Origin of the sequence: Streptomyces omiyaensis (genome assembly GCF_014650895.1) — a bacterium.
GTDB classification, from domain to species: Bacteria; Actinomycetota; Actinomycetes; order Streptomycetales; family Streptomycetaceae; genus Streptomyces; species Streptomyces omiyaensis.
Genome location: NZ_BMVV01000014.1, coordinates 44,497 through 67,763, shown reverse-complemented (window position 1 = coordinate 67,763; position 23,267 = coordinate 44,497). Strand labels below are relative to the sequence as shown.

Below are 23,267 nucleotides of genomic sequence, written 5' to 3'. Positions count from 1 at the left end.
GACCGCGCCCCTCGCCCCCGCCGGTCGGTGGGGGCGAGGGGCGCGGGTGCGGGGCGGGTCAGGAGGGGGCGAGCGCGGCGCGCAGGACGGCGAAGGCGCGGTCGCGGGCCGCCGCGCCCTCGGGGAGGTCGCCGGCCATGGAGAGGAAGCCGTGGAACATGCCCGGATGGTGGTGGTGCTCCACGGCCACGCCGGCGGCGGCGAGCGCCCCGGCGTACGCGATCCCGTCGTCCCGCAGCGGGTCGAGTCCGGCGGTGACGACGTGGGCCGGCGGGAGGCCGGCGAGGTCGGCGTGGGCGAGCGGGGACGCGTGGGGGTGGGTGCGGTCCGCCGGGTCGGGCAGGTAGGCGTCCCAGTACCAGCGCAGGTGGTCGGCGGTGAGGAAGTAGCCCTGGGCGTTCTCCCGGTGGGAGGGGCGGGAGCGGGTGGGGTCCAGCATCGGGTAGTAGAGGGCCTGGAAGGCGATCCGGGGGCCGCCGCGGTCGCGGGCGAGCAGGGCGAGGACGGTGGCGAGGTGGGCGCCCGCGCTGTCCCCGGCGACGGCGAGCCGGCGGCCCGGGTGGGTCCGGGCGGCCCACCGCAGGGCGGTGTGGGCGTCCTCGGGGGCGGCGGGGAAGGGGTGCTCGGGGGCGCGCCGGTAGTCCGCCGCGACGACGGTGGCGCCGGTGGCGGCGGCGATGCTCCGGCAGAAGGCGTCGTGGCTGTCGAGGTCGCACAGGACGAAGCCGCCGCCGTGGCAGAAGAGGACCACGGGGGCGTCGGGCCGGGTGGTGCCCTCGTAGACCCGGACGGGGACGCCGTCGGCGTCGCGGTCGGTGACGCGGGCGACCGGGAGCGGGGGCGCGGCGGGCCCGGGGCGGGCGGCGAAGAAGGCGCGGACGTCGGCGATGTCGGTCATCGTGGTGCCGATCGGGGGGAACTGCGCGGCGGCCCGGTCGATGAGGTCCCTGACCTCGGGGGCGGGGAGGGTCACGCGTCGGTCTCCTTCCCGGGGAGGAGGGGCATGCGGCCTGCGGACGCGCCGCCGTCGACGGCGAGTTCGGCGCCGGAGAGGTAGGAGGACTCGTCGGAGGCGAGGAAGGCGACGAGCCGGGCGACCTCCTCGGGCTCCCCCACCCTGCCGAGCGGGGCGCCGGGGTGGCGGCCGGTGCCGAGGTGGGCGGTCATGGCGGTGGCGATGGCGCCCGGGTGGACGGAGTTGACCCGGATGCCGTCCGGGCCGAGTTCGAGGGCGGCCGTCCTCGTCAGCCCGCGCAGCCCCCACTTGGCGGCGCCGTAGGCGCCGTGGCCCCAGATGCCCTGGAGGCCGGCCTGGGAGGAGATGTTGACGACGGAGCCGCCGCCGCTCTCCCGGATCGCCGGGGCCGCGGCGCGGATGCCGAGGAAGGGGCCCGCGAGGTTGACCCGGAGGAGGGCGTCCAGGCGGGCCGGGTCCTCGTCCACGATCGGGGAGGTCGAGTAGAGGGCGGCGTTGTTGACGAGGACGTCGAGCCGGCCGAAGGCGTCGAGGGCGGCGGCCACGGCGGTGGCCCAGGACGGTTCGTCGGTGACGTCGTGGCGGACGAAGCGGGCGGCCGGGCCGAGCGCGGCGGCGGTCTCCTCCCCCTCGGCCCCGCGCACGTCGGTGAGGACGACGCGGGCGCCGAGGGCGGTGAAGAGGCGGGCCTCGGCCGCGCCCATGCCGCGGGCGGCGCCGGTGATCAGCGCGACCTTCCCGGTGAGGTCGACGGGCATCAGCGGTCCTCCCGGAGGGGGGTCGTGAGGGCGGGTCCCGCGGTCCAGCCGCCGTCGACGGCGAGCTCGGCGCCGGTGACGTACGAGGCGGCGTCGGAGAGCAGGAAGACGACCGCCCGGGCGATCTCCTCCGGTGCTCCGACGCGTCCCATGGGGGCGGCGGGGAAGCCGCCGGTGCCGTCCGGGAGGCCGAGGTGGGCGGTCATGGGGGTGTGGATCATGCCGGGGTGGACGGAGTTGACGCGGATCCGGTCGGCGGCGAGTTCCACGGCGGCGGTCCTGGTGAGCCCCCGGACGCCCCACTTGGCCGCGCCGTATCCGGCGGTGCGGGCCAGGCCCATGAGGCCGGCGGCGGAGGAGACGTTGACGACGGAGCCGCCGCCGTTCGCCCGCAGCGCCGGGACGACGGTCCGCAGCCCGAGGAAGACCCCGGTCAGGTCGACGTCGACGACGCGCCGGAAGTCCTCCGCCGTCTGTTCCTCCAGGGCATGCGAACCGCCGGAGATCCCGGCATTGTTGACGAGGCCGTCGATCCGTCCGTACGCGGCCGACGCGAGCGCCACGACCGCGTGCCAGTCGTCCTCGGAGGTGACGTCGTGCCGGGCGAAGCGGGCGCGGTCGCCGAGCTCCCCGGCGAGCGCGCGGCCCTCCTCCTCCAGGAGGTCCGTGACCAGCACCCGGGCCCCCGCCGCCGCCGCGGCGCGGGCGGTCGCCGCGCCCAGGCCGCGGGCGCCGCCGGTGACGACGACGGTCCGGTCGCGCAGGGCGTCCGCGGCCGGGCCGGTCACGCGCGCGCTCCGGCGATGTCGTTGACGGCCAGCCAGCTGAAGGTCATGGCGGGGCCGATGGTCGCGCCGGGCCCCGGGTAGGTCGCGCCCATGACGGCGGAGGAGACGTTGCCGGAGGCGTACAGGCCCGGGATGGCCGAGCCGTCCTCGCGGACGACCCGGGCGGCGGCGTCGGTGACGAGGCCGCCCTTGGTGCCGATGTCGCCGGGGTGGACGGGGACCGCGTGGAAGGGGCCCTTCTCCAGCGGCGCCAGGTTGGGGTTGGCCAGGGTCGGGTCGCCGTAGTAGCGGTCGTAGACGCTGTCGCCGCGGTGGAAGTCCTCGTCCCGGCCCGCCCGGGCGAAGCCGTTGAACCGGTCCACGGTGGCGCGCAGCCGCTCGGGGGCGGCGCCGATCAGCGGTGCCAGTTCCTCGACGGTCGCGGCCCGCTTGACGAAGCCGCTCTCCCGCCACGCCCGGGGGAAAGCCTGTCCCGGGAAGAGGCCCATGAAGATGTACCGGGACTTCGCGGTGGCGTCGAGGATCAACCAGGACGGTACGGCGGTGGCCCCGCCGCGGGCCTGGTGGGCGTACATGGCGTCGACGAACTCGTGGTAGGGGGCCGCCTCGTTGGCGTACCGCTCTCCCGCCGAGTCGACGATCACCATGCCGGGGATGCCCCGGTCGGCGACGAGGAAGAACGGCCGGTCGCCGGGGGGCACGACGGTCGGCGCGCCCCACACCCGGTCCATCAGGTCGACGGCGGCGCCGAGGGCGAGGGCGGGTCCCAGGGCGTCGCCGGTCTGGCCCTCGGCGGCGGCGCTCCATTCGGTGGAGGTGGGGCCCGGCAGGTACTTCTCGCGGAGGGCCTGGTCGTGGGAGAAGCCGCCGGAGGCGAGGACCACGCCGCCGGTGGCCCGGACGGCGAGGTCGCGCCCGTCCCGGCGCACGCGGACGCCGGTGACCCGGCCGTCCTCCTCGACGAGCCCGGTGAGCGGGGCGGAGAGCCAGAGTTCGGCGCCGAGCCGGTCGAGCGAGTGGCGCATGCGGGCGATCAGCGCCTCGCCGAGGGCGAGCGGCTTGCGGCCGGTGAGCAGGGCCCCGGCGGCGCGGGCGCCGACCTTGAGGGCGGTGCGCCGGCCGGCCCAGGTGCGGCCGACCATGTTGAGGTCGTGGAAGTCCCTGGAGGTGATGGTCATCCCGTACGTGGGGAGTCCGGCGCGCCGCATGGTGGCGCGCCGCTCCGGGGCGAGCCGCGTGAAGTCGAAGACCTCGGGCTCGACGGAGCGGCCCTGCGGGTAGCCGCCGAGGCGCTCCGGGTAGTAGTCGGAGTAGCCGGGGGTGTAGACGAAGCGGACGTCGGTGCGGTCGTGGAACTCCCGGACCATGCGCGGGCCGTACCGCACGTAGGCGTCCTTGCGGGCGTCGGTGACGCGGTCGCCGACGGTGGCGTCCAGGTAGGCGCGTGCCTTCTCCGGGGTGTCGCCGAGTCCGGCGGCGTCCAGGTGGAGGTTGCCGGGGACCCAGATGGCGCCGCCGGACAGGGCGGTGGAGCCTCCGTAGGCGTCGGTCTTCTCCACCACCAGGGCGGTGAGGCCGCGCAGCCGGGCGGTGAGGGCCGCGGCCATGCCGGCGGCGCCGGAGCCGACCACGACCACGTCGTAGGTGTGGTCCCAGGTGCTGTTCATCGCGTTTCTCCCTCGGGGATCGGGGTCCGGCGCGGGCCGGTTCAGCGGGTGGTGACGAGGGCGTCGGTGAGGACGGGGGCGTCGTCGCGGTCCGCGGCGGTGGCGGTGAGCCGGTGTCCGCCGGCGGTGTGCCAGACCCGCAGCCGGAGCGTCTCGCCGGGGAAGAAGACCCCGGCGAAGCGGGTGCGGCAGCCGGTGACGGCGGTGGGGTCGCCGTCGAGGAGGCGGTCGGTGACCGCCTTGACGGCCATGCCGAAGGTGCACAGGCCGTGCAGGATCGGCCGGTCGTAGCCGGCCCGGCGGGCGGTGGCGGGGTCGGCGTGGAGGGGGTTGTGGTCCCCGGTGAGGCGGTAGAGCAGGGCCTGCCGGCCGAGGGTGGGGAGCTCGACGACGAGGTCGGGCTCCCGCGCGGGGGCGGGGAGGCGGTCGGAGGGACCGCGGTCGCCGCCGAAACCGCCCTCGCCGCGGACGAAGATCCGGTTGCGCTGGGTGAGGAGGGGGGCGCCGTCCTCGCCGAGGAGGACGGACTCCTGGACGAGGACGGCTCCGCTGCCCTTGTCGTGCACGTCCGTCAGCCGGGTGACGGCGGTGGCGCGGGCGGCGGCGGGCAGCGGGCGGTGCACGGTGATCTCCTGGCCGCCGTGGAGGACGTGCGCCAGGTCGACGTCGACGCCGGGCAGGTCGAAGACCTGGAAGCCGACGCCCCCGGTGCCGCCGGCGACGACGCCGAAGGTGGGCAGGGGCCGGAGGCCGTCCGGGTGGCCCTCGTACACGTACCGCAGTTCGCGCGGGTCGGTCTCGGGGACGCCCGCGCCGAGCGCCAGGTGGTACAGGCGCACGGCGTGGTCGTCCCAGACGACCTCGGTCCGCACCGGGGGCGCGGCCGTGGCCCGCCGCGGGTCGATCGGCATCAGAAGGCCCCGACGGCGTAGCGGCTGCGGTAGTAGAGCAGCGGTCCGCGGTCCTCGCCGGCGTCGAGCGCGACGACGTGGGCGGTGACGAGGTGGTGGTCGCCCGCCTCGTACACCTCGTGCAGTTCGCACTCGACGAAGGCGAGCGCCCCGTCGATCCGCACGGTGCCGTGGTCGCCGGCGCTCCAGGGCACCCCGGCGAACTTGTCGGGGCCGCTGCGGCCGAGGGCGGCGCAGGTGGTGCGCTGGTCCTCGGCGAGGATGTTGACGCAGAAGCGGCCGGCCCGCTGGATCCTCGGCCAGCTGGTGGAGGACCTGCCGACGGCGAGCATGACGAGCGGGGGGTCGAGGGAGAGGGAGGCGAAGGACTGGCAGGCGAAGCCGGCGGGTTCGCCGTCGTCGAGCGCCGCCACCACGGTGATGCCGCTGGCGAAGCGGCCGAGGACGTCCCGGAAGACCGCGGGGTCGATCAGCCGTTCCACTGGTGGCCCCAGACGCTGTCGGCGGTGATCTCCTTGGCGACCCAGGTGGCGGGGTCGACGACCAGGCCGTCCCAGCCGTACTCGACCTGGAAGCCGCCGGGGGCCTGGGCGTAGAAGGACACCATGCGGTCGTTGGTGTGCCGGCCGAGGCTGGAGGCGATGGGGATGCCGGCGGCCTGCATGCGGTCGAGGCCGAGGCCGACGTCGTCGAGGGTCTCCAGCTCCACCATGAAGTGGACGATGCCGGGGGGCAGGGCGCCCGGGTAGAGGCCGAGGCTGTGGTGGCGGCGGTTGGGGCCGAGGAAGTGCATCCAGTGGAAGTCGCGCCGCTCGGCGGCGGTGGGGACGGCCTGCGGCGGGAGCTTCATGGAGTCGCGGAGCTGGAAGCCGAGGAGGTTCTCGTAGAAGTCGAGGGCGGCCTCGACGTCGGGGACCGGCAGGACGACGTGGCCGAGGCCGAGGTCGCCGGTGACGAAGCGGTTGCCGTAGGGGGTGGCGAGCGGGGTGTGGTCCTGGGCCTGGCCCCAGTAGAGCTCCAGCGGGTTGCCGCACGGGTCCGTCAGGTGGACGAGGCCCTGGACGCGGCGCTCGGCGAGCTCGGCGGCGCCGGCGGTCTCGACGGCGACGCCCGCCGCCTCCAGTGCGGCGGTCGCGGCGGCGAGGGCGCCGGCGTTCGCGAGCTCCCAGCCGGCGGCGAGGAGCCGGTCGCTCTCGCCCGCCTGGATCGCGATGCGGTACGCGCGGTCGTCGAGGCGCAGCAGGAGGGTGGTGTCGGTGGAGCCGGGGGCCTCGGCCATGCCGAGGATGTCGAGGGTGTAGCGCCGCCATGCGTCGAGGCGGGTGGTCTCCAGGCGCAGGTAGCCGAGTGCGCGAATGTCCATGGGTCACCTCTGGGTGGGCTGGGGGCGGGTCAGTGGGTGAAGAAGTCGACGGCGAGGCGGTTGAACTCGTCGGCCCGCTCGGTCTGGGCCCAGTGGCCGCAGTGCGGGAAGACGTGCAGGCGCGCGTCGGGGATGGTCTTCAGGGCGACGAGGGCGCCGTCGAGCGGGTTGACGCGGTCCTCGCGGCCCCAGGTGAGCAGGACCGGCTGGGTGATGCGGTGGGCCTCGCGCCAGAGCATGGCGGCCTCGGCCCAGTCCGGGTTCGCGAAGGACGCCGCCATGCGGGCCGCGCCGAGGCGGGTCCCGGGGTCGGTGGCGGAGGCCCATCGTTCCTCGACGAGCGCGTCGGTGACGACGGACGGGTCGTGTGCCATGACGGAGAGGAAGGCGCGCAGCCGTTCCCGGGTCGGTTCGGGGGCGGCGTTGAACTCGAACAGGCGCTTGATGCCCTCGGTCGGGTCGGGCGCGAAGAGGTTGACGGAGACGCCGCCGGGTCCCATGAGGAGGAGCTTGCCGGCCTTGTCCGGGTGGTCGAGGGCGAGGCGGACGACGGTCCCGCCGCCGAGCGAGTTGCCGACGAAGTGGGCGCGGTCGATGCCGAGTTCGTCCATGAGGGCGGCGACGGCGCGGGCGCTGTAGCTGAAGTAGTCGCGGTCGAGCTCGGGCTTGTCGGAGCGGCCGTAGCAGGGCTGGTCGACGAGGAGGGTGCGGAACTCCCGCGCGAGGACGGGGAGGTTGCCGCCGAAGTTGCTCCAGCCGGAGGCACCGGGGCCGCCGCCGTGCAGCAGGATCAGGACGGGGGCGCGGGGCCGGTCGGCGGGGGCGGCCTCGTGGTAGTGGAGGGTGAGTCCGGCCGCCTCGACGGTGCGGGAGGTCGACGCGTACGTGAGCGCGGTCATCTGCGGCTGCCTCTCAGGCCATGGTGTCTTGGATGTCGATGCCGAGGGCGCACTGGCCGTACATGACGAGGGCGCGCTCGGGGTCGTTGGCGGCGTGGCCGCGCCCGGTGTGGGCGTCGCGCCAGGCGCGCTGGACGGCTCCGGGACCGGTGCGCATGGCGTTGCCGCCGGCGTTCTCCATGAGCAGGTCGATCGCGCCGACCGCGCGTTCGGTGGCGAGCACCTGGTCGCGGCGGGTGCGGGTGCGCAGCTCCATCGGGATCTGCTCGCCGCGCGCGGCGAGGGCGTGCATGGCGCCGATGTTGCGGGTGAGCTGGAGCCAGGCGGCGTCGATGTCGCCGGCGGCGCGGGCGATGCGGACCTGCGCGAAGGGGTCCTCGGCGACCTGCTGCCCGTAGGAGACGCGGAACCGCTTGCGGGTCGCCTCGGTGTAGGAGTCGTAGGCGCCCTCGGCGATGCCGACGATCGGGGTGGCGATGGTGGTGGTGAAGACGCCGGCGTACGGCAGCCGGTAGACGGGTTCGGGGTTGAGCGCGTGGCCGGGCACGTCCAGCGCGGTGACGGGACCGAAGCTGAGGGCGCGGTGCTCGGGGACGAAGACGTCGTCGACGACGATGTCGTTGCTGCCGGTGCCGCGCAGGCCGACGGTGTCCCAGACGTCGTCCACCCGGTAGTCGGCGCGGGGGACGAGGAAGGTCCGCATGTCGACGGGGTTGCCCCCGGCGTCCGTGACGAGGCAGCCGAGGAGGACCCAGCGGGCGTGGTCGCAGCCGGAGGAGAAGTGCCAGCGGCCGGAGAGGCGGAACCCGCCCTCGGCCGCGGCGGCCTTGCCGGTGGGGGCGTACGAGGAGGCGATGCGGGTGCGGTGGTCCTCGCCCCAGACCTCCTGCTGCGCGGCCGGGTCGAAGAGGGCGACGTGCCAGGGGTGGACGCCGACCACGGAGGCGACCCAGCCGGTCGAACCGCAGGCCTTGGCGATCTCCTTGACGACCGTGTAGAAGGCGACGGGGTCGGCGGCGCGGCCGCCGAAGGCCTTCGGCTGGAGCAGCTGGAAGAAGCCGGCGTCCTCCAGTTCCTTGACGGAGGCGTCGGGCACGCGGCGGAGTTCCTCGGCCTCCGCGGCGCGTTCGCGCAGGACGGGGGCGAGGTCGCGGACGGCTGCCAGGACGTCGTCGGCCATGGGGGCATCCCCTTTCGGGTCGTGGTGGGGGAATGCCAGGACCGTACGGCGGGCCGCCCGCCGGGGAGAACGCGCCGCTCCCACTGAGCGGGAAGGCGGCGCGCGGGCTTCAGAGCATGGGGTCGTGGACGTCGAGGCCGAGGGCGTCGCGGCCGAAGAGGACCAGGGCCCGCTCCACGTCGTTGGCGGCCTGGCCGCGTCCGGTGTGGAGGTCGCGCCAGGCGCGGGTGAGGACGTCGTCGTCGCTGCGCAGGGGGCTGCCGCCGGTGTTCTCGCGCAGCAGGTCGACGGCGGTGCGGGCGCGTTCGGCGGCGAGGGCCTGGTCGCGGCGGGCGCGGGCGCGCAGCGCGGTCGGGGGCGCGTCGCCGGCGCGGGCCGCCGCGTACAGCTCGGCGGTGTTGCGGGCGAGCTGGAGCCGGGCGGCGTCGATCTCGCCGGCGGCGCGGGCGATGCGGACCTGGGCGAAGGGGTCCTCGGCGGCGCGCCGGGCGTGCGGGAGGGCGGGGTGGGCGCGGACGGTGCCGACGTGGTGCTCGTAGGCCCCCTCGGCGATGCCGACCATGACGGCGGAGACGGTGGTGGTGAAGAGGGCCGCGTACGGCATCCGGTAGACGGGTTCGGGGTTGACCGCGTGGCCGGGGCAGCGGAGCGCGGTCACCGGGCCGTAGCCGAGGGAGCGGTGGGCGGGGACGAAGGCGTCGTCGACGACGATGTCGTTGCTGCCGGTGCCGCGCAGGCCGACGGTGTCCCAGACGTCGTCCACCCGGTAGTCGGCGCGGGGGACGAGGAAGGTCCGCATGTCCAGCGGGTCGCCGTCCTCGTCGCTCACGAGGCCGCCGAGGAGTGCCCAGCGGGCGTGGTCGGCGCCGGCCGCGAAGTGCCAGCGTCCGGAGAGCCGGTGGCCGCCGTCGACGGGGGTGACGGTGCCGGTGGGGGCGTGGGAGGAGCAGACCGGGGCGGCGTCTCCGTCGCCCCAGACGTCGTGCTGGGCGCGGGGGTCGAGCTGGGCGACGTACCAGGGGTGGACGCCGAGGAGGGCGGCGGTCCAGCCGGTGGAGCCGCAGGCCTTGGCGATCTCGTGGACGGCGGCGTGGAAGACGTCGGGGGCGGCGGCGAGTCCGCCGTGCGCCCGGGGCCGCAGCAGCCGGAAGAAGCCGGTGTCCTCCAGGTCCCCGACGGAGGCGTCCGGCACCCGGCGCAGTTCCTCGGCCTCTGCGGCGCGCTCGCGCAGGACGGGGGCGAGGGCCCGGACCTCGGTGAGGACGGAGTGGTCGCGCATGGGTGCCTCTCGGATCCGGGGCCCGGATCCGGGGCGCCCTCGGGGTGACGGGAAGGAACCTACGCGTTACCGTTCCGAGACGGAACACCCCCTTCCCGCTGCCCGTCACCCTCTGGCAATCTCCACGCAATACCGGAGATCACGGACGCGGTGGGGCCTTCGCCCGTCGCGCCGTCCGCGGGGAGGTGTCGATGACGACCCATGCCGCCGAGCCCGTCCAGGACGTCCTGGCGGCACGGGCCGCCGGGCACGCCGGGGCGGCGGTGCCGCCGCTGTCGCTGCTGGAGAAGGCGGCGAAGGTGCTCAGCGCCTTCCAGAGCGGCGGCCCGCGCCTGACGCTCACCGAGGTCGTGCAGCGGTCGGGGATCCGGCGCTCCTCCGCCCACCGCATCCTGGACCAGCTGGTGCAGCTGCGGTGGCTGGAGCGGGAGGGCCGCGACTACCGGCTGGGCATGGGCATGCTGGAGCTCGGCGCGATGGCCTCCCACCACAACCGGCTGCGCCGCGCGGCCCTCCCCCATCTGCACGCCCTGCACGAGGCGACCGGGCATCTGGTGCACCTCACCGTGCTGGACGGCTCCGAGGTGGTCTACCTGGAGCGGATCGGCGGCTCGGACGACTCGGGCGTGCCGTCGCGGACGGGCGGCCGGCAGCCGGCCTACTGCACCGCCTCCGGCAAGGCGATCCTGGCGTTCGGCGACGCCGCCGTGGTGGAGGACGTGATACGCGGCGGGCTGCGGCCCCGGACTCCCCGGACGATCACCCGGCCCGACCCCTTCCGGGCCGAACTGGCCCTGGTCCGGGAGCGCGGGGTCGCCTTCGACCAGGAGGAGGGCTTCCGGGGCGTCTTCTGCGTCGCGGCCCCGCTGCGCGGTGCCGGCCGGGCCGTCGCCGCGATCTCGGTGTGCGGTCACGGCGTGCACCGGGAGCGGGAGCGGATCGCGCCCGCCGTGCGCGGCTGCGCCCGCGCGGTCTGGCAGTCGATGTTCGGGCCGGGCCGCCGCACGGAGCGGCGGGAGCCGGTGGGCACGGCGGCCGCGGCCGGTGTGCCGCAGCCGTCGATGGACAACATGATGACCTGGCTGCGGTTCAGCGAGTGGATGTGAGGCGTTCCCGCAGCGCGTCGAGGCCCGTGGCGTAGACGCCGTCGCCGAAGAGGGCCTCGACCCGGGGCACCAGCGCGTCCGGGGCGCGGTAGGCGGCGGACCAGCTGACCTGGGCGCCCTCGGGGTGCGGGGCGACGGCGAGCGTGGCGACGTACTCCTCCACGGGCAGCGCGAGCGGGTCGAGGAGCGCGTAGCGGTAGCGGCGGCCGACGGGGTCGTGGGCGAGCAGCCGCTCCCGGGCGACGACGGTGCCGTCCGCGGTGAAGACCCGGACGGCGCCGGGGGTCTCGGGGCCGGCGCCGTCCTCCAGCGTGGCCGGCGGGACGTGCGGGTGCCAGTCGCCGAGGGTGGCGAAGCCGCCGGCGACCGCCCAGACGGCGTCGGGGCCGGCGGGGATCACGACGGAGCGGACGAGGGTGCGGGGGTGCATGGGGCCTCCGGGGCCGGTCGTCGTCACCAGGCGCGGTCGCCGCGCAGGACGGCGTCCGCGCCGCCGTCCGCGAAGACGATCTGTCCGGTGACGTGGGAGTTCTCGGGCGAGGTGAGCCAGGCGACGAGCGGGGCCAGCTGTTCGGGCCGGGCGTGGCCGTGCAGCGGCATGGGCACGGCCCGTTCGACGAGCGTCCGGGTGGCCGGGTCGTCGAGGAGGGGGCGGGTCAGCGGGGTGAGGACCACGCCCGGGGCGACGGCGTTGAGCGCGATGCCCGCGCCCGCCCAGGCGTCGCCGGGTGCCGCGCGGCGGACCCAGCGGGAGACGGCCGCCTTGGAGGAGGAGTAGACGAGGTGTCCCTCGCCCCGGTCGACGGCGGCGCGCGCCGCGGCCGCCGCGGCGGGCTCGTCGCCCGCGTCGGCGGCGTCCACGATCGCCGGGTCGGTGGGGTGGACGGCGTCGACGGAGCCGACGACGAGGGCCCGCGGGTGGCTGCCGGCGGCGAGGAGCGGGCGCACCCCGTCGAGGGTGGCGACCGCGCCGAAGTGGTTGACCCGGACGGTGAGCGGGTCGAAGCGGGCGAGGCCCGCGCAGGCGACGACGGCGTCGAGCCGCCCGCCGGTGAGCTCGCGGGCGCGGGCCGCGAGCGCGGCCCGCCCCTCGGCGGTGGCGAGGTCGGCCCGGATGTCGCCGTCCTCCAGGTCGGCGGCGAGGACCGTGTGGCCCTGCTCCCGCAGGAGGGCGGTGGTGGCGGCGCCGATGCCGGAGGCGGCTCCGGTGACCAGATAGGTGCGGGGCATGGAGGAGCTCCTCGGGGGGAGGGGTCGGGGACGCTCAGGAGTAGGTGACGGCGACCCGGTCGGTGACCGGGAGGGCCTGGCAGGCGAGGACGTAGCCGTCGGCGAGGTCCCGGTCGTCCAGGACCTCGTTGCGGGCCATCCGGACCTCGCCCGAGACGACCCGGCAGGTGCAGGCGCTGCACGCGCCCTCGCGGCAGGAGTACGGGGCGTCGACGCCGGCCGCGAGGAGGGCGTCGAGCAGCGGCGCGCCCGGCGGCCAGGCGACGGTGCGGGCCGCGCCGTCGAGTTCGACGGTCACCGCGCCCGCGGCGGCGTCCTCCGGATCCGCGTCCCGGGCCGGGAGGGGCGTGCCGAAGACGTCCCCGCTCAGGGAGAAGAACCGCTCCCGGTGGACGCGTCCGCCGGGGGTGCCGAGCGTGCGCAGCGCCTGCTCGGCGGCGTCCATGAGCGGGCCGGGTCCGCAGAGGAAGGCCTCGCGGGCGGCGTACGGCGCGAGCGCGGCGGCGAGCCGCTCCGGGACCGGCAGGCCCTGGAGCGACTCCAGCCAGTGGACGACCAGGAGCCGTCCGGGGTGGGCGGCGGTCAGCTCGCGCAGTTCGTCGCGGAAGATGACCGAGGTCTCGTCGCGGTTGGCGTACAGCAGGGCGATCCGGCCGGTGCCGGCCGCGAGGACGGACTTGGCGATGGAGAGGACCGGGGTGATGCCGCTGCCGCCGGCGACGAGCAGCAGGTCGCGGTCGAGGGAGTCCGGGGTGAAGGTGCCGGCCGGCGGCAGCGCCTCCACCTCGTCGCCCGCGGCCAGGTGGTCGCAGACCCAGTTGGAGCCGTAGCCGCCGGCCACCCGCTTGACGGTGACCTTCAGGGGCTCGCCGGTGTGCGGCGAGCTCGCCAGGGAGTAGCAGCGGGCGACGGGGCCGTCCTCGCCGGGCAGCTTCAGGGTGAGGAACTGCCCGGGACGGTGGGCGAAGCGGGCCGCGCTCTCCGGGGACGGCCGGAGGACCAGGGAGCGCGCGTCGGGCGTCTCGGCGACGACCTCGACGATCCGCAGCCGGTGGGTAGGGGTCCCGGCGGCCGGGGCCGCCGGGGGCTCAGACGTCGGCACGGACACCGCCGACCTCCAGGGTGCCGTCCGCGACCGCCCGCTCGATGCTGGAGCGCAGCGCCCGGCAGGTGCGTGTCCGGGCGCTGGTCGCGCCCTGCGCCACCAGGTCGCGGAACTCGGCGCAGGCGACGGCCGCGTCGGCGGTCCACTGCACGGAGGTGTGGGCGGGGCTGAACTTCTCGCAGAGGACCTGGTTGCCGCAGGCCGCGCACTGGACGGGGCGCATGTCAGGGGGCTCCGACTTCCGTCTCCGCCGCGCGGCGGGCCAGGTTCCCGTCGACCTCGGCGCGCCAGGCCTGGTTGGCCCGCCGGGTGTCGATCTCGAACTCGAAGCGCCGGGTCATCGCGTCCTCGACGTCGGCGGCGTCGACGTAGAACTGCTCGTACCAGCGGCGGAGCTGGTAGACGGGGCCGTCCTCCTCGGTGAGGAGGGGGTTGTCGATCCGGGTCTTGTTCCGCCAGATCTCGATGTCCTGCTCGAAGCCGGTCTCCAGTCCCCCGATCAGGCTGCGGGCGGCCTCGGCGGCGGCCTCGTCGGTCATGCCGGGCAGCTTCTTGACGATCGCCCCGTACTGGAGCACGAAACTGTCGGCGCCGACCGGGTAGTGACTGTTGATCAGCACCATCTCCATCTCGACGCCGGGGGCCACCTCGGTGAACACGTAGTCGATCATGTAGGAGGGGCCGTGGTAGGAGGCGTCGGAGCGCAGCGGGGAGCTGAGGTTCCCCAGATCCATGTCGCCGCGCGGGGCGCTCTCCATGTACTGGGTGGCGACGTGCCCCTCGAAGACGTTCTTGAAGTACGTGGGGAAGGCGTAGTGGACGTAGAAGAAGTGCGCCATGTCCACGACGTTGTCCACGATCTCGCGGCAGTTCGAGCCGTCCACCCGCGCGGTCTTCCAGGTCCAGTCGCTCCACTCGCCCGCGTCCGGGCCGTGGATCCCCTCGATCTCGGGAAGGGTGACGCCTACCGGCGGCGGGTTGCCCTCGGGGTCGTGCCAGACGAAGAGCTGGCGGTTGCGCTCCAGGGCGGTCCAGGCGCGGGTGCGGGCGCGCGGCGGGACGCGGCGGGCGTACGGGATGCCGGCGCAGCGCCCGTCGCCGGACCAGCGCCAGTCGTGGAAGGGGCAGGCGACGGCGTCGCCCTTGACGGTGCCGTGGGCGAGGTTGCCGCCCATGTGCGGGCAGTAGGCGTTGAGGACGTGGAGCTCTCCGTCGTCCTGGCCCTGGAAGACCACGAGCTTGGTGCCGAAGGCCTCGATCTCGTGCGGCTCGCCGTCCTTGAAGGGGTCGGCGAGGCCGAGGCAGTGCCAGCCCCGGGCGAAGCGGGCGGGCGGGCGGCCGGCGTCGATGACACGGACCTCGTCGTTGAGCGCAGTCATCACGTTCTCCTGGGGTGGTGGGGTCAGTTCCGGGCGGCGGCGAGTTCGAGGGCGATGTCGATGAGCTGGTCCTCCTGGCCGCCGACGAGGCGCCGTTCGCCGGCCCGGAGCAGGATCTCGGCGCCGGGGACGCCGTACCGCCCGGCCTGCCGGTAGGCGTGCTTGAGGAAGCTGGAGTAGACGCCGGCGTGGCCCATGAGCAGGGCGAGGCGGTCGAGCCGGCACTCCTCGTCCATGACGGGGCGGACCACGTCCTCGGCCGCGTCGATGATCTTCAGGACGTCGATGCCGGTGCGGATGCCCATCTTGGCGCAGACGGCGGCGAGGGCCTCGACGGGCGTGTTGCCGGCGCCCGCGCCGAGGCGGCGGGTGGAGCCGTCGATCTGGAGGGCGCCGGCCCTGACGGCGGCGACGGAGTTGCCGGTGCCGAGGCCGAGGTTCTCGTGCCCGTGGAAGCCGACCTGGGCGTCGTCGCCGAGCTCGGCGACGAGGGCCTGGACGCGGTCGGTGACCTCGTCCATGACCATGGCTCCGGCGGAGTCGACGACGTAGACGCACTGGCAGCCGGCGTCGGCCATGATCCGGGCCTGCCGGGCCAGGTTCTCGGGGGTGGTGGAGTGGGCCATCATCAGGAAGCCGACGGTCTCCAGGCCCCGTTCGCGGGCGAGTCCGAAGTGCTGGACGGCGATGTCGGCCTCGGTGCAGTGGGTGGCGATCCGGCAGATGCCCGCGCCGTTGTCGTGGGCGGCCCGGATGTCGTCCTTGACGCCGAGTCCGGGGAGCATGAGGAAGGCGATCACGGCCCGCCGCGCGGTCTCCACGGCCGTCCTGAGGAGTTCCTGTTCGGGGGTCTTCGAGAAGCCGTAGGTGAACGAGGAGCCGCCGAGGCCGTCGCCGTGCGCCACCTCGATGACGGGGACGCCGGCGTCGTCGAGGGCGGCGACGACGGACCGGACGTCGTCGGAGGTGAACCGGTGGCGCTTGGCGTGCGAGCCGTCGCGCAGCGAGGAGTCGGTGACGCGGATGTCGAGGGTGTCCGAGTAGGGCATGGCAGGGCTCCTTAGGCGCCGGGGGCGAGCAGCGCCCGGGCGAACTCCTCGCCGACCCTGGTGGCGGCGGCGGTCATGATGTCGAGGTTTCCGGCGTACGGCGGGAGGTAGTCGCCCGCGCCCTCGACCTCCAGGAAGATCGCGACGCGCGCCATGCCGCCGCTCTCGGGGCTCGGGTCGTCGAACTGCGGTTCGCCGCGCAGCCGGTAGCCGGGGACGTAGGAGGCGACCTGCTCGGCGACCTCCTTGACGGAGAGGGCGACGGCCGCGCGGTCGGCGTCCTCGGGGACGGCGCAGAAGACGGTGTCGCGCATGATGACGGGCGGGTCGGCGGGGTTGAGGATGATGACGGCCTTGCCGCGCCCGGCGCCGCCGATGGTCTCGATGCCCCGGGCGGTGGTGCGGGTGAACTCGTCGATGTTGGCGCGGGTTCCGGGTCCGGCGGAGACGGAGGCGACCGAGGCGACGATCTCGGCGTAGGACACCGGGACGACGCGGGAGACGGCGTACACCATGGGGATGGTGGCCTGGCCGCCGCAGGTGATCATGTTGACGTTGGGGCGGTCGAGGTGGGCGCGGAGGTTGGCGGGCGGGACGACGGCCGGGCCGACGGCGGCCGGGGTGAGGTCGATCGCCCTGATGCCGAGCTCGGCGTAGCGGGGCGCGTGGGCGCGGTGGACGGAGGCGCTGGTGGCCTCGAAGACGAGGTCGGGCAGTTCGTCCCCGGCCAGGAGCGCGTCGACGCCCTCGTGGGTGGTCTCCAGGCCGAGCCGGCGGGCGCGGGCGAGGCCGTCGCTGCCGGGGTCGACGCCGACCATCCAGCGGGGCTCGACGAGGTCGGAGCGGAGCAGCTTGTACAGCAGGTCGGTGCCGATGTTGCCGGAGCCGACGACGGCGGCGGTCGCCTTGGTCTTGCGGGTCATCATCACCTCAGGTGAAGGAGAGGGAGACCGGGCCCAGCCCGGTGAACTCGGCGGTGTAGGTGGCGCCGGGCGCGACGTCGACGGCCCGGGTGCACGAACCGGGCAGCACCACGTGCCCCTTCCTCAGGGGCACGCCGAAGCGCGCGACGGTGCGGGCGAGCCAGGCGACGGAGCGGGCCGGGTCGCCGAGGACGGCGTCGCCGCGCCCCTCGGCGAGGAGCGCGCCGCCGTCGGTGAGCCGGGCCTCGACGGCCTTCAGGTCGAGGCCGCGGGGGTCGCGCCCCTCGCCGATGACGAATCCGGCGGAGGAGGCGTTGTCGGCGATGGTGTCGGCGATGGTGATGCGCCAGTCGCGGACGCGGCTGTCGATCAGCTCCAGGGCGGGCACGACCCGCTCGGTGGCCGCGAGCACGTCCTCGGGGGTGCACCCCTCCCCCGGCAGGTCCTCGCCGAGCACGAAGCCGACCTCGACCTCGACGCGGGGGCGGCAGTAGCGGGCGACGGGGACGGGGACGCCGGGGGTGAGCTCCATGTCGTGGAGCAGGTGGCCGTAGTCCGGTTCGTCGACGCCCATCATCCGCTGCATGACGGGCGAGGAGAGGCCGACCTTGTGGCCGCGCACCTCGGCCCCGGCCGCGAGGCGGCGGCGGATGTTGACGAGCTGGATCTCGTACGCGTCCTCGGTGTCGATGCCGGGGTACGCCTCGCTCAGCGGGGCGATCGGCGAGACTCCGAGTTCGGCGGAGCGCAGCAGCTCGGCCGCCTCGTGGCGCTGGCGGTCCGTGAGCATGACGGGTCCCTCCTGGGGGCGGTTGGGGCTGTCCGGCGAGGCTAGGCCGGGGCCGCCGGGCGGAGGGAGCGCCGTTTCCCGGTGAGCGGGAAAGGGGGCGGGACCTTCGCGGGGCCGTGCTCCGGTCCGGCCGGGCCGGGGGTCCGGCGCCGTGGAGGTCCCGCCCCTCAGGGCCGGTTGGCGGTGGCGGCGTCGAGGAAGGCGGGGCGTTCCCCGCCGCCGTGGACGTGGAGGGCGGCGCCGCTGACGTAGGCGGCGCGGTCGGAGGCGAGGAAGACGCAGGCGTCGCCGATGTCGGCGGGGGCGGCGAGCCGGCCGAGCGGCACGGTGCGGCCGACGGCGGCGATGCCGTCCTCGTCGCCGTAGTGCAGGTGGGAGAGCTCGGTGCGGACCATGCCGAGGACGAGGGTGTTGACGCGGACGAGCGGCGCCCATTCGACGGCCATGGAGCGGGCGAGGTTCTCCAGTCCGGCCTTGGCGGCGCCGTACGCGGCGGAGCCCGGGGACGGGCGGGTGCCGCTGACGCTGCCGACCATGACGATCGAGCCCCCGCCGCTCTGCCGGCTCATCACGCGGTGGGCGGCGAGCGAGGCGGTGAGGGGGGCGGTGAGGTTGAGTTCGAGGACGCGGGCGTGCTGGGCGGGCTCGCCGTCGGCGAGGGTGCGGAAGGGGGTGCCGCCGGCGTTGTTGACCAGGGTGTCGAGGCGCCCGTGGTCGGCGCGCACCCGGTCGAAGAAGGCGGTCACGGCGTCCGGGTCGCGCAGGTCGACGGGGAGGAAGCGGGCGGTGCGCCCGGCCGCCTCGACCGGGGCGTCGGGGGCGCGCCGGGCGCAGGTCACGACCTCCGCACCGGCTTCGAGCAGGGCCCGGGTGATTCCCGCGCCGACGCCCCGGGTGCCGCCGGTGACGACGGCGACGGAGCCGGACAGATCGATGGTCACTGCCATGGGACACCTCCCGCAGCGGCCGAACCGCTGCTACCTTCTACCTAACAAACGTTTGGTGGAAAGGTAGCTGATCTGCTCATGGGTGTCTCCACCTCCGCCCCGGACGACGGGGTCGCCGTCGTCACCGTCGACTTCCCCCCGGTCAACGCCCTTCCCGTGCAGGGCTGGTACGACCTCGCCGCCGCCCTCCGCGCCGCCGGCGCCGACCCGCGGGTGCGCTGCGTCGTGCTGGCCGCCGAGGGCCGGGGCTTCAACGCCGGCGTCGACATCAAGGAGCTCCAGCGCGCGAGCGGCCCCGAGGCGATCCTCGGCGCCAACCACGGCTGCGCCGAGGCCTTCTCCGCCGTCTACGACTGCGCCGTGCCGGTGGTCGCCGCCGTGCACGGCTTCTGCCTCGGCGGCGGCATCGGCCTCGTCGGCAACGCCGACGCGATCGTCGCCTCCGAGGACGCCTCCTTCGGCCTGCCCGAGCTGGACCGGGGCGCCCTCGGCGCCGCCACCCACCTCGCCCGGCTGGTTCCCCAGCACCTGATGCGCGCCCTCTACTACACCTCCCGCACGGTCACCGCGGAGGAGCTGCACCGGCACGGCTCGGTGTGGCGGGTCGTCCCGCGCGAGGAGCTGCGGGAGGCCGCCCTCGGCCTGGCCCGGGAGATCGCCGCGAAGGACGGACAGCTCGTCCGCCTCGCCAAGGCCGCCATCAACGGCATCGACCCGGTGGACGTCCGGCGCAGCTACCGCTTCGAACAGGGCTTCACCTTCGAGGCCAACCTCAGCGGTGTCGCCGACCGCGTCCGCGACACCTTCGGCACGGACGACAAGGAGGACCGGTCGTGAGCAAGGACAAGACGATGACCGCCGAGGAGGTGGTCGGCCGGCTGCGCAGCGGCATGACGATCGGCATCGGCGGCTGGGGCTCCCGGCGCAAGCCGATGGCGCTGGTCCGCGCGCTGCTGCGCTCGGACGTCACCGACCTGACCGTGGTCTCCTACGGCGGCCCCGACGTCGGGCTGCTCGCCGACGCCGGGAGGATCCGCACCCTGGTCACCGCCTTCGCCACGCTCGACTCCGTCCCCCTGGAGCCGCACTTCGTCGCGGCCCGGCAGCGCGGCGCCTTCGAGCTGGTGGAGCTGGACGAGGCCATGATGATGTGGGGGCTGACGGCCGCCGTGCACCGGCTGCCCTTCATGCCCGTCCGGGCCGGCCTCGCCTCCGACGTCATGACCGTCAACCCCTCGCTGCGGACGGTCACCTCCCCGTACGGGGACCGCGAGGAGCTCGTCGCCGTCCCCGCGCTGCGCCTGGACGCCGCCCTGGTCCACCTCAACCGCGCCGACCCGCACGGCAACGGGCAGTACCTGGGCCCCGACCCGTACTTCGACGACCTGTTCTGCGAGGCCGCCGAGACGGCGTACGTCTCCTGCGAGCGGATCGTGGACACCTCCGAGCTGCTCAAGGACGCGGGGCCGCAGACGCTGCTGCTCAAGCGGGCCTTCGTCGACGGCGTCGTCGAGGCCCCGAACGGCGCCCACTTCACCTCCTGCGTCCCCGACTACGACCGGGACGAGGCCTTCCAGCGCCATTACGCCGAGGCCGCCCGCGATCCGGAGGCCTGGCGGGAGTTCACCGCGCGGTTCCTCTCCGGCGACGAGGACGCGTACCGGGCCGCGGTGGCGGCGTTCCACGGGGAGGAAGCATGACCGGCACCGACACGACCGCGGCGCCCACGCGCGCCGAGTACTGCGTGGTGGCCTGCGCCGAGGCCTGGCGGGACGCGGGCGAGGTCCTCGCCAGCCCCATGGGCACGGTGCCGATGATCGGCGCCCGGCTCGCGAAGCGCACCTTCGCCCCCGACCTGCTGCTCACCGACGGCGAGGCGCTGCTCATCGGCGACGTGCCCGCGATCGGCGCCGCGCCCGCGATCGTCGAGGGCTGGCTGCCCTACCGGCAGCACCTCGCCCTGGTGACCACCGGCCGGCGCCACGTGATGATGGGCGCCAGCCAGCTCGACCGGTACGGCAACCAGAACATCAGCTGCATCGGCGACTGGGAGCGGCCGAGGCGGCAGCTCCTCGGCGTCCGCGGAGCACCGGTCAACTCCCTCAACAATCCCACCAGTTACTGGGTCCCCAGGCATTCGGCCCGGGTCTTCGTCGAGCGGGTCGACATGGTCTGCGGCGTCGGCCACGACCGGGCCGCGGCGGCCGGACCGTCCGCCACCCGCTACCACCGCCTCCCGGGCGTCGTGACGGACCTGGGCGTCTTCGACTTCGAGACCCCGGACCGCGGCATGCGGCTCCGCTCGCTCCACCCGGGCGTCACCGTCGAGCAGGTGCGGGAGGCGACCGGCTTCGCCCTGGCCGTGCCCGAGGAGGTGCCGTACACCCGGGACCCCACGGCGGAGGAACTGCGGCTGATCCGCGAGGAGATCGACCCGCGCGGCCTGCGGGACCGCGAGGTCCGCGCATGAGCGACGCCACGCTCTCCACGCCCCTCACCGCCCTGGTCGGGGTCCGGCACCCGATCGTGCAGACCGGCATGGGATGGGTCGCCGGGCCCCGGCTGGTCTCGGCCGCCGCGAACGCGGGCGCGCTGGGCGTCCTCGCCTCGGCGACCATGGGCGTCGAGCAGCTCAGGTCCGCCGTGCGGGAGGTCAGGTCCCGGACGGACGCGCCCTTCGGCGTCAACCTGCGGGCGGACGCCGGGGACGCGGCCGAGCGGGTCCGGATCATCATCGAGGAGGGGGTGAGGGTCGCCTCCTTCGCGCTCGCGCCCTCGCGCGAGCTGATCGCCCGCCTGAAGGACGCCGGGGTCGTCGTGATCCCCTCGATCGGGGCCCGCCGGCACGCGGAGAAGGTCGCCGCGTGGGGTGCCGACGCGGTCGTGGTGCAGGGCGGCGAGGGCGGCGGCCACACCGGGAGCGTCGCCACCACCGTCCTCCTCCCCCAGGTGGTGGACGCCGTCGACATCCCGGTCGTCGCCGCCGGCGGCTTCCACGACGGGCGCGGCCTGGTCGCCGCGCTCTCCTACGGCGCGGCCGGCGTCGCCATGGGCACCCGCTTCCTGCTCACCTCCGACTCGACCGTCCCCGACGCGGTGAAGGCCCGCTATCTGGCCGCGGCGGTCGGCGACGTCACCGTCACCAAGAAGGTCGACGGACTGCCGCACCGGATGCTCAGGACCGAGCTGGTCGACGCCCTGGAGCGCTCCGGCCGGACCGCGGCCCTGCTGCGGGCCGTCCGGCACGCGGCGGCCTTCCGGCGCGAGTCCGGCATGAGCTGGTCCCGGATGGTCCAGGACGGCCTCGCGATGAAGCACGGCAAGGAGCTGACCTGGAGCCAGGTCCTGCTGGCCGCCAACACCCCGATGATGCTCAAGGCGTCGATGGTGGACGGCCGCGCCGACCTCGGGGTGATGGCCTCCGGCCAGGTCGCCGGCCTGATCGACGACCTCCCCTCGTGCGCCGAGCTCGTCGACCGCGTCATGGCCGAGGCCGCGGCCGCCCTGCGCGCGCTGCCCCGCCCGGACTGAAGGCCGCCGCACGCACGACGTCCGCCGGGGTGGAACCGCCCCGGCGGACGCGCGTGCCGCCCTGCCGCCCCCGCGGCCCCTGAGCGATGCCCGCGCCGGCGCCCGGCCGCGGCCGGGCCGGCCTCCCCCACCCGGCCCGGGAGGCGAACGCCCCGGCGGAGCCGCGCGCGATGCGGTCGCGGCCGGCCGGCGCGGCGGCGGGTCTTCGCCGCCGCTCCCCCGGGGGCCCTACAGGCGCTCGATGATCGTCACGTTGGCCTGGCCGCCGCCCTCGCACATGGTCTGGAGTCCGTAGCGGCCCCCGGTGCGCTCCAGTTCGTGGAGGAGGGTGACGGCCAGCTTGGTGCCGGTCGCGCCGAGGGGGTGGCCGAGCGCGATCGCGCCGCCGTTGACGTTGACCTTCTCCGGGTCGGCGCCGGTCTCCTTCAGCCAGGCGAGGACGACCGGGGCGAAGGCCTCGTTGATCTCCACCAGGTCGATGTCGTCGAGCGTCATCCCGGCCTTCTTCAGCGCGTACGCCGTCGCCGGGATGGGGGCGGAGAGCATCCGGATGGGGTCCTCGCCGCGCACCGAGAGGTGGTGGATCCGGGCGCGCGGGGTGAGGCCGTGCTCGCGCACGGCCCGCTCGCCGGCGAGCAGCACCGCCGAGGCGCCGTCGGAGACCTGGGAGGAGACGGCGGCGGTGATCCGGCCTCCCTCCACCACCGGGTTCAGGCCGGCCATCTTCTCCAGGGAGGTGTCCCGGCGCGGGCCCTCGTCGGTGGTGACGTCCCCGAAGGGGACGATCTCGCGCGCGAAGCGGCCCTCGTCGATCGCGCGGACCGCCCGCCGGTGCGAGCGGAGGGCGAACTCCTCCATGTCCCGGCGGGTGATGCCCCACTTCTCCGCGATGAGCTCGGCGCCGTGGAACTGGTTGACCGGCTGGTCGCCGTAGCGCGCCCGCCAGCCCGCGGAGCCGGCGTAGGGGCCCTCGGTGAGGCCGAGCGGGGCGGCGGCCTGGCGGCTGGCGAAGGCGATGGGGACCATCGACATGTTCTGCACGCCGCCCGCGACGACGAGGTCCTGGGTGCCGGACAGGACTGCCTGGGCGGCGAAGTGCAGCGCCTGCTGGGAGGAGCCGCACTGCCGGTCGACGGTGACGCCCGGCACCTCCTCGGGCAGGCCGGCGGCCAGCCAGCAGGTGCGGGCGATGTCGCCGGCCTGCGGCCCGACGGTGTCCAGGCAGCCGAGGACGACGTCCTCGACGGCCGCCGGGTCGACGCCCGAGCGCTCCATCAGGGCCTTCAGGGCGTGGGCGCCGAGGTCGGCGGGGTGGACGGCGGACAGGCCGCCGTTGCGCCTGCCCACCGGGGTGCGGATCGCTTCGACGATGTAGGCCTCGGCCAT

The 23,267-nt window shown here is 75.2% G+C and carries 25 protein-coding genes; 5 read left to right on the top strand and 20 right to left on the bottom strand.

Annotated features, from left to right (window positions below):
- Positions 1–58: 58 nt before the first annotated feature.
- The 10 genes from IE287_RS22850 to hsaA (IE287_RS22805) form a co-directional block, all read right to left on the bottom strand.
- Positions 59–973: an alpha/beta hydrolase gene (locus tag IE287_RS22850; RefSeq protein ID WP_229883656.1), complete on the bottom strand. Its 915-nt coding sequence runs from the start codon at positions 971–973 to the stop codon at positions 59–61.
- Positions 970–1,734, bottom strand: a complete 765-nt coding sequence (locus IE287_RS22845; RefSeq protein WP_189851018.1) for a glucose 1-dehydrogenase — start codon at positions 1,732–1,734, stop codon at positions 970–972. The genes IE287_RS22850 and IE287_RS22845 overlap by 4 nt, the downstream gene beginning before the upstream one ends.
- Positions 1,734–2,522, bottom strand: coding sequence for a glucose 1-dehydrogenase (locus IE287_RS22840; RefSeq protein ID WP_229883655.1), 789 nt, complete (start codon positions 2,520–2,522; stop codon positions 1,734–1,736). The genes IE287_RS22845 and IE287_RS22840 overlap by 1 nt, the downstream gene beginning before the upstream one ends.
- Complete coding sequence (locus IE287_RS22835; RefSeq protein WP_189851017.1) at positions 2,519–4,189, bottom strand: FAD-dependent oxidoreductase; 1,671 nt, start codon at positions 4,187–4,189, stop codon at positions 2,519–2,521. The genes IE287_RS22840 and IE287_RS22835 overlap by 4 nt, the downstream gene beginning before the upstream one ends.
- A 41-nt stretch (positions 4,190–4,230) precedes the next feature.
- Positions 4,231–5,100, bottom strand: coding sequence for a MaoC/PaaZ C-terminal domain-containing protein (locus tag IE287_RS22830; protein WP_189851016.1), 870 nt, complete (start codon positions 5,098–5,100; stop codon positions 4,231–4,233).
- Complete coding sequence (locus tag IE287_RS22825) at positions 5,100–5,582, bottom strand: flavin reductase family protein (protein WP_189851015.1); 483 nt, start codon at positions 5,580–5,582, stop codon at positions 5,100–5,102. The genes IE287_RS22830 and IE287_RS22825 overlap by 1 nt, the downstream gene beginning before the upstream one ends.
- Positions 5,570–6,463, bottom strand: a complete 894-nt coding sequence (locus tag IE287_RS22820) for a VOC family protein (RefSeq protein ID WP_189851014.1) — start codon at positions 6,461–6,463, stop codon at positions 5,570–5,572. The genes IE287_RS22825 and IE287_RS22820 overlap by 13 nt, the downstream gene beginning before the upstream one ends.
- Positions 6,464–6,492: 29 nt before the next feature.
- Positions 6,493–7,362, bottom strand: a complete 870-nt coding sequence (hsaD, locus tag IE287_RS22815) for a 4,5:9,10-diseco-3-hydroxy-5,9,17-trioxoandrosta-1(10),2-diene-4-oate hydrolase (protein WP_189851013.1) — start codon at positions 7,360–7,362, stop codon at positions 6,493–6,495.
- Between the two features lie 13 nt (positions 7,363–7,375).
- The gene (gene hsaA, locus IE287_RS22810) at positions 7,376–8,542 is read right to left on the bottom strand and encodes a 3-hydroxy-9,10-secoandrosta-1,3,5(10)-triene-9,17-dione monooxygenase oxygenase subunit (protein WP_189851012.1); all 1,167 of its coding nucleotides are present in this window, start codon (positions 8,540–8,542) and stop codon (positions 7,376–7,378) included.
- A gap of 109 nt (positions 8,543–8,651) precedes the next feature.
- Complete coding sequence (gene hsaA, locus IE287_RS22805; RefSeq protein WP_189851011.1) at positions 8,652–9,821, bottom strand: 3-hydroxy-9,10-secoandrosta-1,3,5(10)-triene-9,17-dione monooxygenase oxygenase subunit; 1,170 nt, start codon at positions 9,819–9,821, stop codon at positions 8,652–8,654.
- Positions 9,822–10,012: 191 nt separating this feature from the next.
- Here hsaA (IE287_RS22805) and IE287_RS22800 point away from each other — a divergent pair, with 191 nt between their 5' ends.
- Positions 10,013–10,927 carry an IclR family transcriptional regulator gene (locus IE287_RS22800; protein ID WP_189851010.1) on the top strand — a complete coding sequence of 305 codons (915 nt, stop codon included), beginning with the start codon at positions 10,013–10,015 and terminating at the stop codon, positions 10,925–10,927.
- On the opposite strand, the gene IE287_RS22795 is transcribed toward IE287_RS22800, so the two are convergent.
- From IE287_RS22795 to IE287_RS22755, 9 genes are all read right to left on the bottom strand, one after another.
- Positions 10,911–11,357, bottom strand: a complete 447-nt coding sequence (locus IE287_RS22795) for an SRPBCC family protein (protein ID WP_189851009.1) — start codon at positions 11,355–11,357, stop codon at positions 10,911–10,913. The two genes, IE287_RS22800 and IE287_RS22795, sit on opposite strands and share 17 nt — an antisense overlap.
- 23 nt (positions 11,358–11,380) lie before the next feature.
- A complete protein-coding gene (locus IE287_RS22790) occupies positions 11,381–12,157 on the bottom strand; it encodes an SDR family oxidoreductase (protein WP_189851008.1) in 777 nt (258 codons plus the stop codon).
- Positions 12,158–12,191: 34 nt separating this feature from the next.
- On the bottom strand, positions 12,192–13,259 hold the full coding sequence (locus tag IE287_RS22785; RefSeq protein WP_189851007.1) for a ferredoxin--NADP reductase: 1,068 nt from the start codon (positions 13,257–13,259) through the stop codon (positions 12,192–12,194).
- On the bottom strand, positions 13,246–13,485 hold the full coding sequence (locus IE287_RS22780; RefSeq protein ID WP_189851006.1) for a hypothetical protein: 240 nt from the start codon (positions 13,483–13,485) through the stop codon (positions 13,246–13,248). The genes IE287_RS22785 and IE287_RS22780 overlap by 14 nt, the downstream gene beginning before the upstream one ends.
- 1 nt (position 13,486) lies before the next feature.
- Positions 13,487–14,641, bottom strand: a complete 1,155-nt coding sequence (locus tag IE287_RS22775) for a 3-ketosteroid-9-alpha-monooxygenase, oxygenase component (RefSeq protein WP_189851005.1) — start codon at positions 14,639–14,641, stop codon at positions 13,487–13,489.
- Between the two features lie 23 nt (positions 14,642–14,664).
- Positions 14,665–15,690, bottom strand: a complete 1,026-nt coding sequence (gene dmpG, locus IE287_RS22770) for a 4-hydroxy-2-oxovalerate aldolase (protein WP_189851004.1) — start codon at positions 15,688–15,690, stop codon at positions 14,665–14,667.
- Positions 15,691–15,701: 11 nt separating this feature from the next.
- Entirely contained in the window at positions 15,702–16,613 is a 912-nt protein-coding gene (locus IE287_RS22765) for an acetaldehyde dehydrogenase (acetylating) (RefSeq protein WP_189851117.1), read from the bottom strand.
- A 7-nt stretch (positions 16,614–16,620) separates the two neighbouring features.
- Positions 16,621–17,403 (bottom strand): 2-keto-4-pentenoate hydratase, encoded by a 783-nt coding sequence (locus IE287_RS22760; RefSeq protein WP_189851003.1) that lies wholly within the window; start codon positions 17,401–17,403, stop codon positions 16,621–16,623.
- A gap of 167 nt (positions 17,404–17,570) precedes the next feature.
- Entirely contained in the window at positions 17,571–18,350 is a 780-nt protein-coding gene (locus IE287_RS22755; RefSeq protein ID WP_189851002.1) for an SDR family oxidoreductase, read from the bottom strand.
- A 78-nt stretch (positions 18,351–18,428) separates the two neighbouring features.
- Here IE287_RS22755 and IE287_RS22750 point away from each other — a divergent pair, with 78 nt between their 5' ends.
- From IE287_RS22750 to IE287_RS22735, 4 genes are read left to right on the top strand one after another with little or no spacing between them, the layout of a single operon-like run.
- Positions 18,429–19,187, top strand: a complete 759-nt coding sequence (locus tag IE287_RS22750; protein WP_189851001.1) for an enoyl-CoA hydratase family protein — start codon at positions 18,429–18,431, stop codon at positions 19,185–19,187.
- A 14-nt stretch (positions 19,188–19,201) separates the two neighbouring features.
- A complete protein-coding gene (locus tag IE287_RS22745) occupies positions 19,202–20,050 on the top strand; it encodes a CoA transferase subunit A (RefSeq protein WP_189851116.1) in 849 nt (282 codons plus the stop codon).
- Positions 20,047–20,820: a CoA-transferase subunit beta gene (locus IE287_RS22740; RefSeq protein WP_189851000.1), complete on the top strand. Its 774-nt coding sequence runs from the start codon at positions 20,047–20,049 to the stop codon at positions 20,818–20,820. Before IE287_RS22745 ends, IE287_RS22740 begins: the two co-directional genes overlap by 4 nt.
- The gene (locus tag IE287_RS22735) at positions 20,817–21,881 is read left to right on the top strand and encodes an NAD(P)H-dependent flavin oxidoreductase (RefSeq protein ID WP_189850999.1); all 1,065 of its coding nucleotides are present in this window, start codon (positions 20,817–20,819) and stop codon (positions 21,879–21,881) included. The genes IE287_RS22740 and IE287_RS22735 overlap by 4 nt, the downstream gene beginning before the upstream one ends.
- Positions 21,882–22,109: 228 nt before the next feature.
- On the opposite strand, the gene IE287_RS22730 is transcribed toward IE287_RS22735, so the two are convergent.
- Complete coding sequence (locus IE287_RS22730; RefSeq protein WP_189850998.1) at positions 22,110–23,267, bottom strand: acetyl-CoA C-acetyltransferase; 1,158 nt, start codon at positions 23,265–23,267, stop codon at positions 22,110–22,112.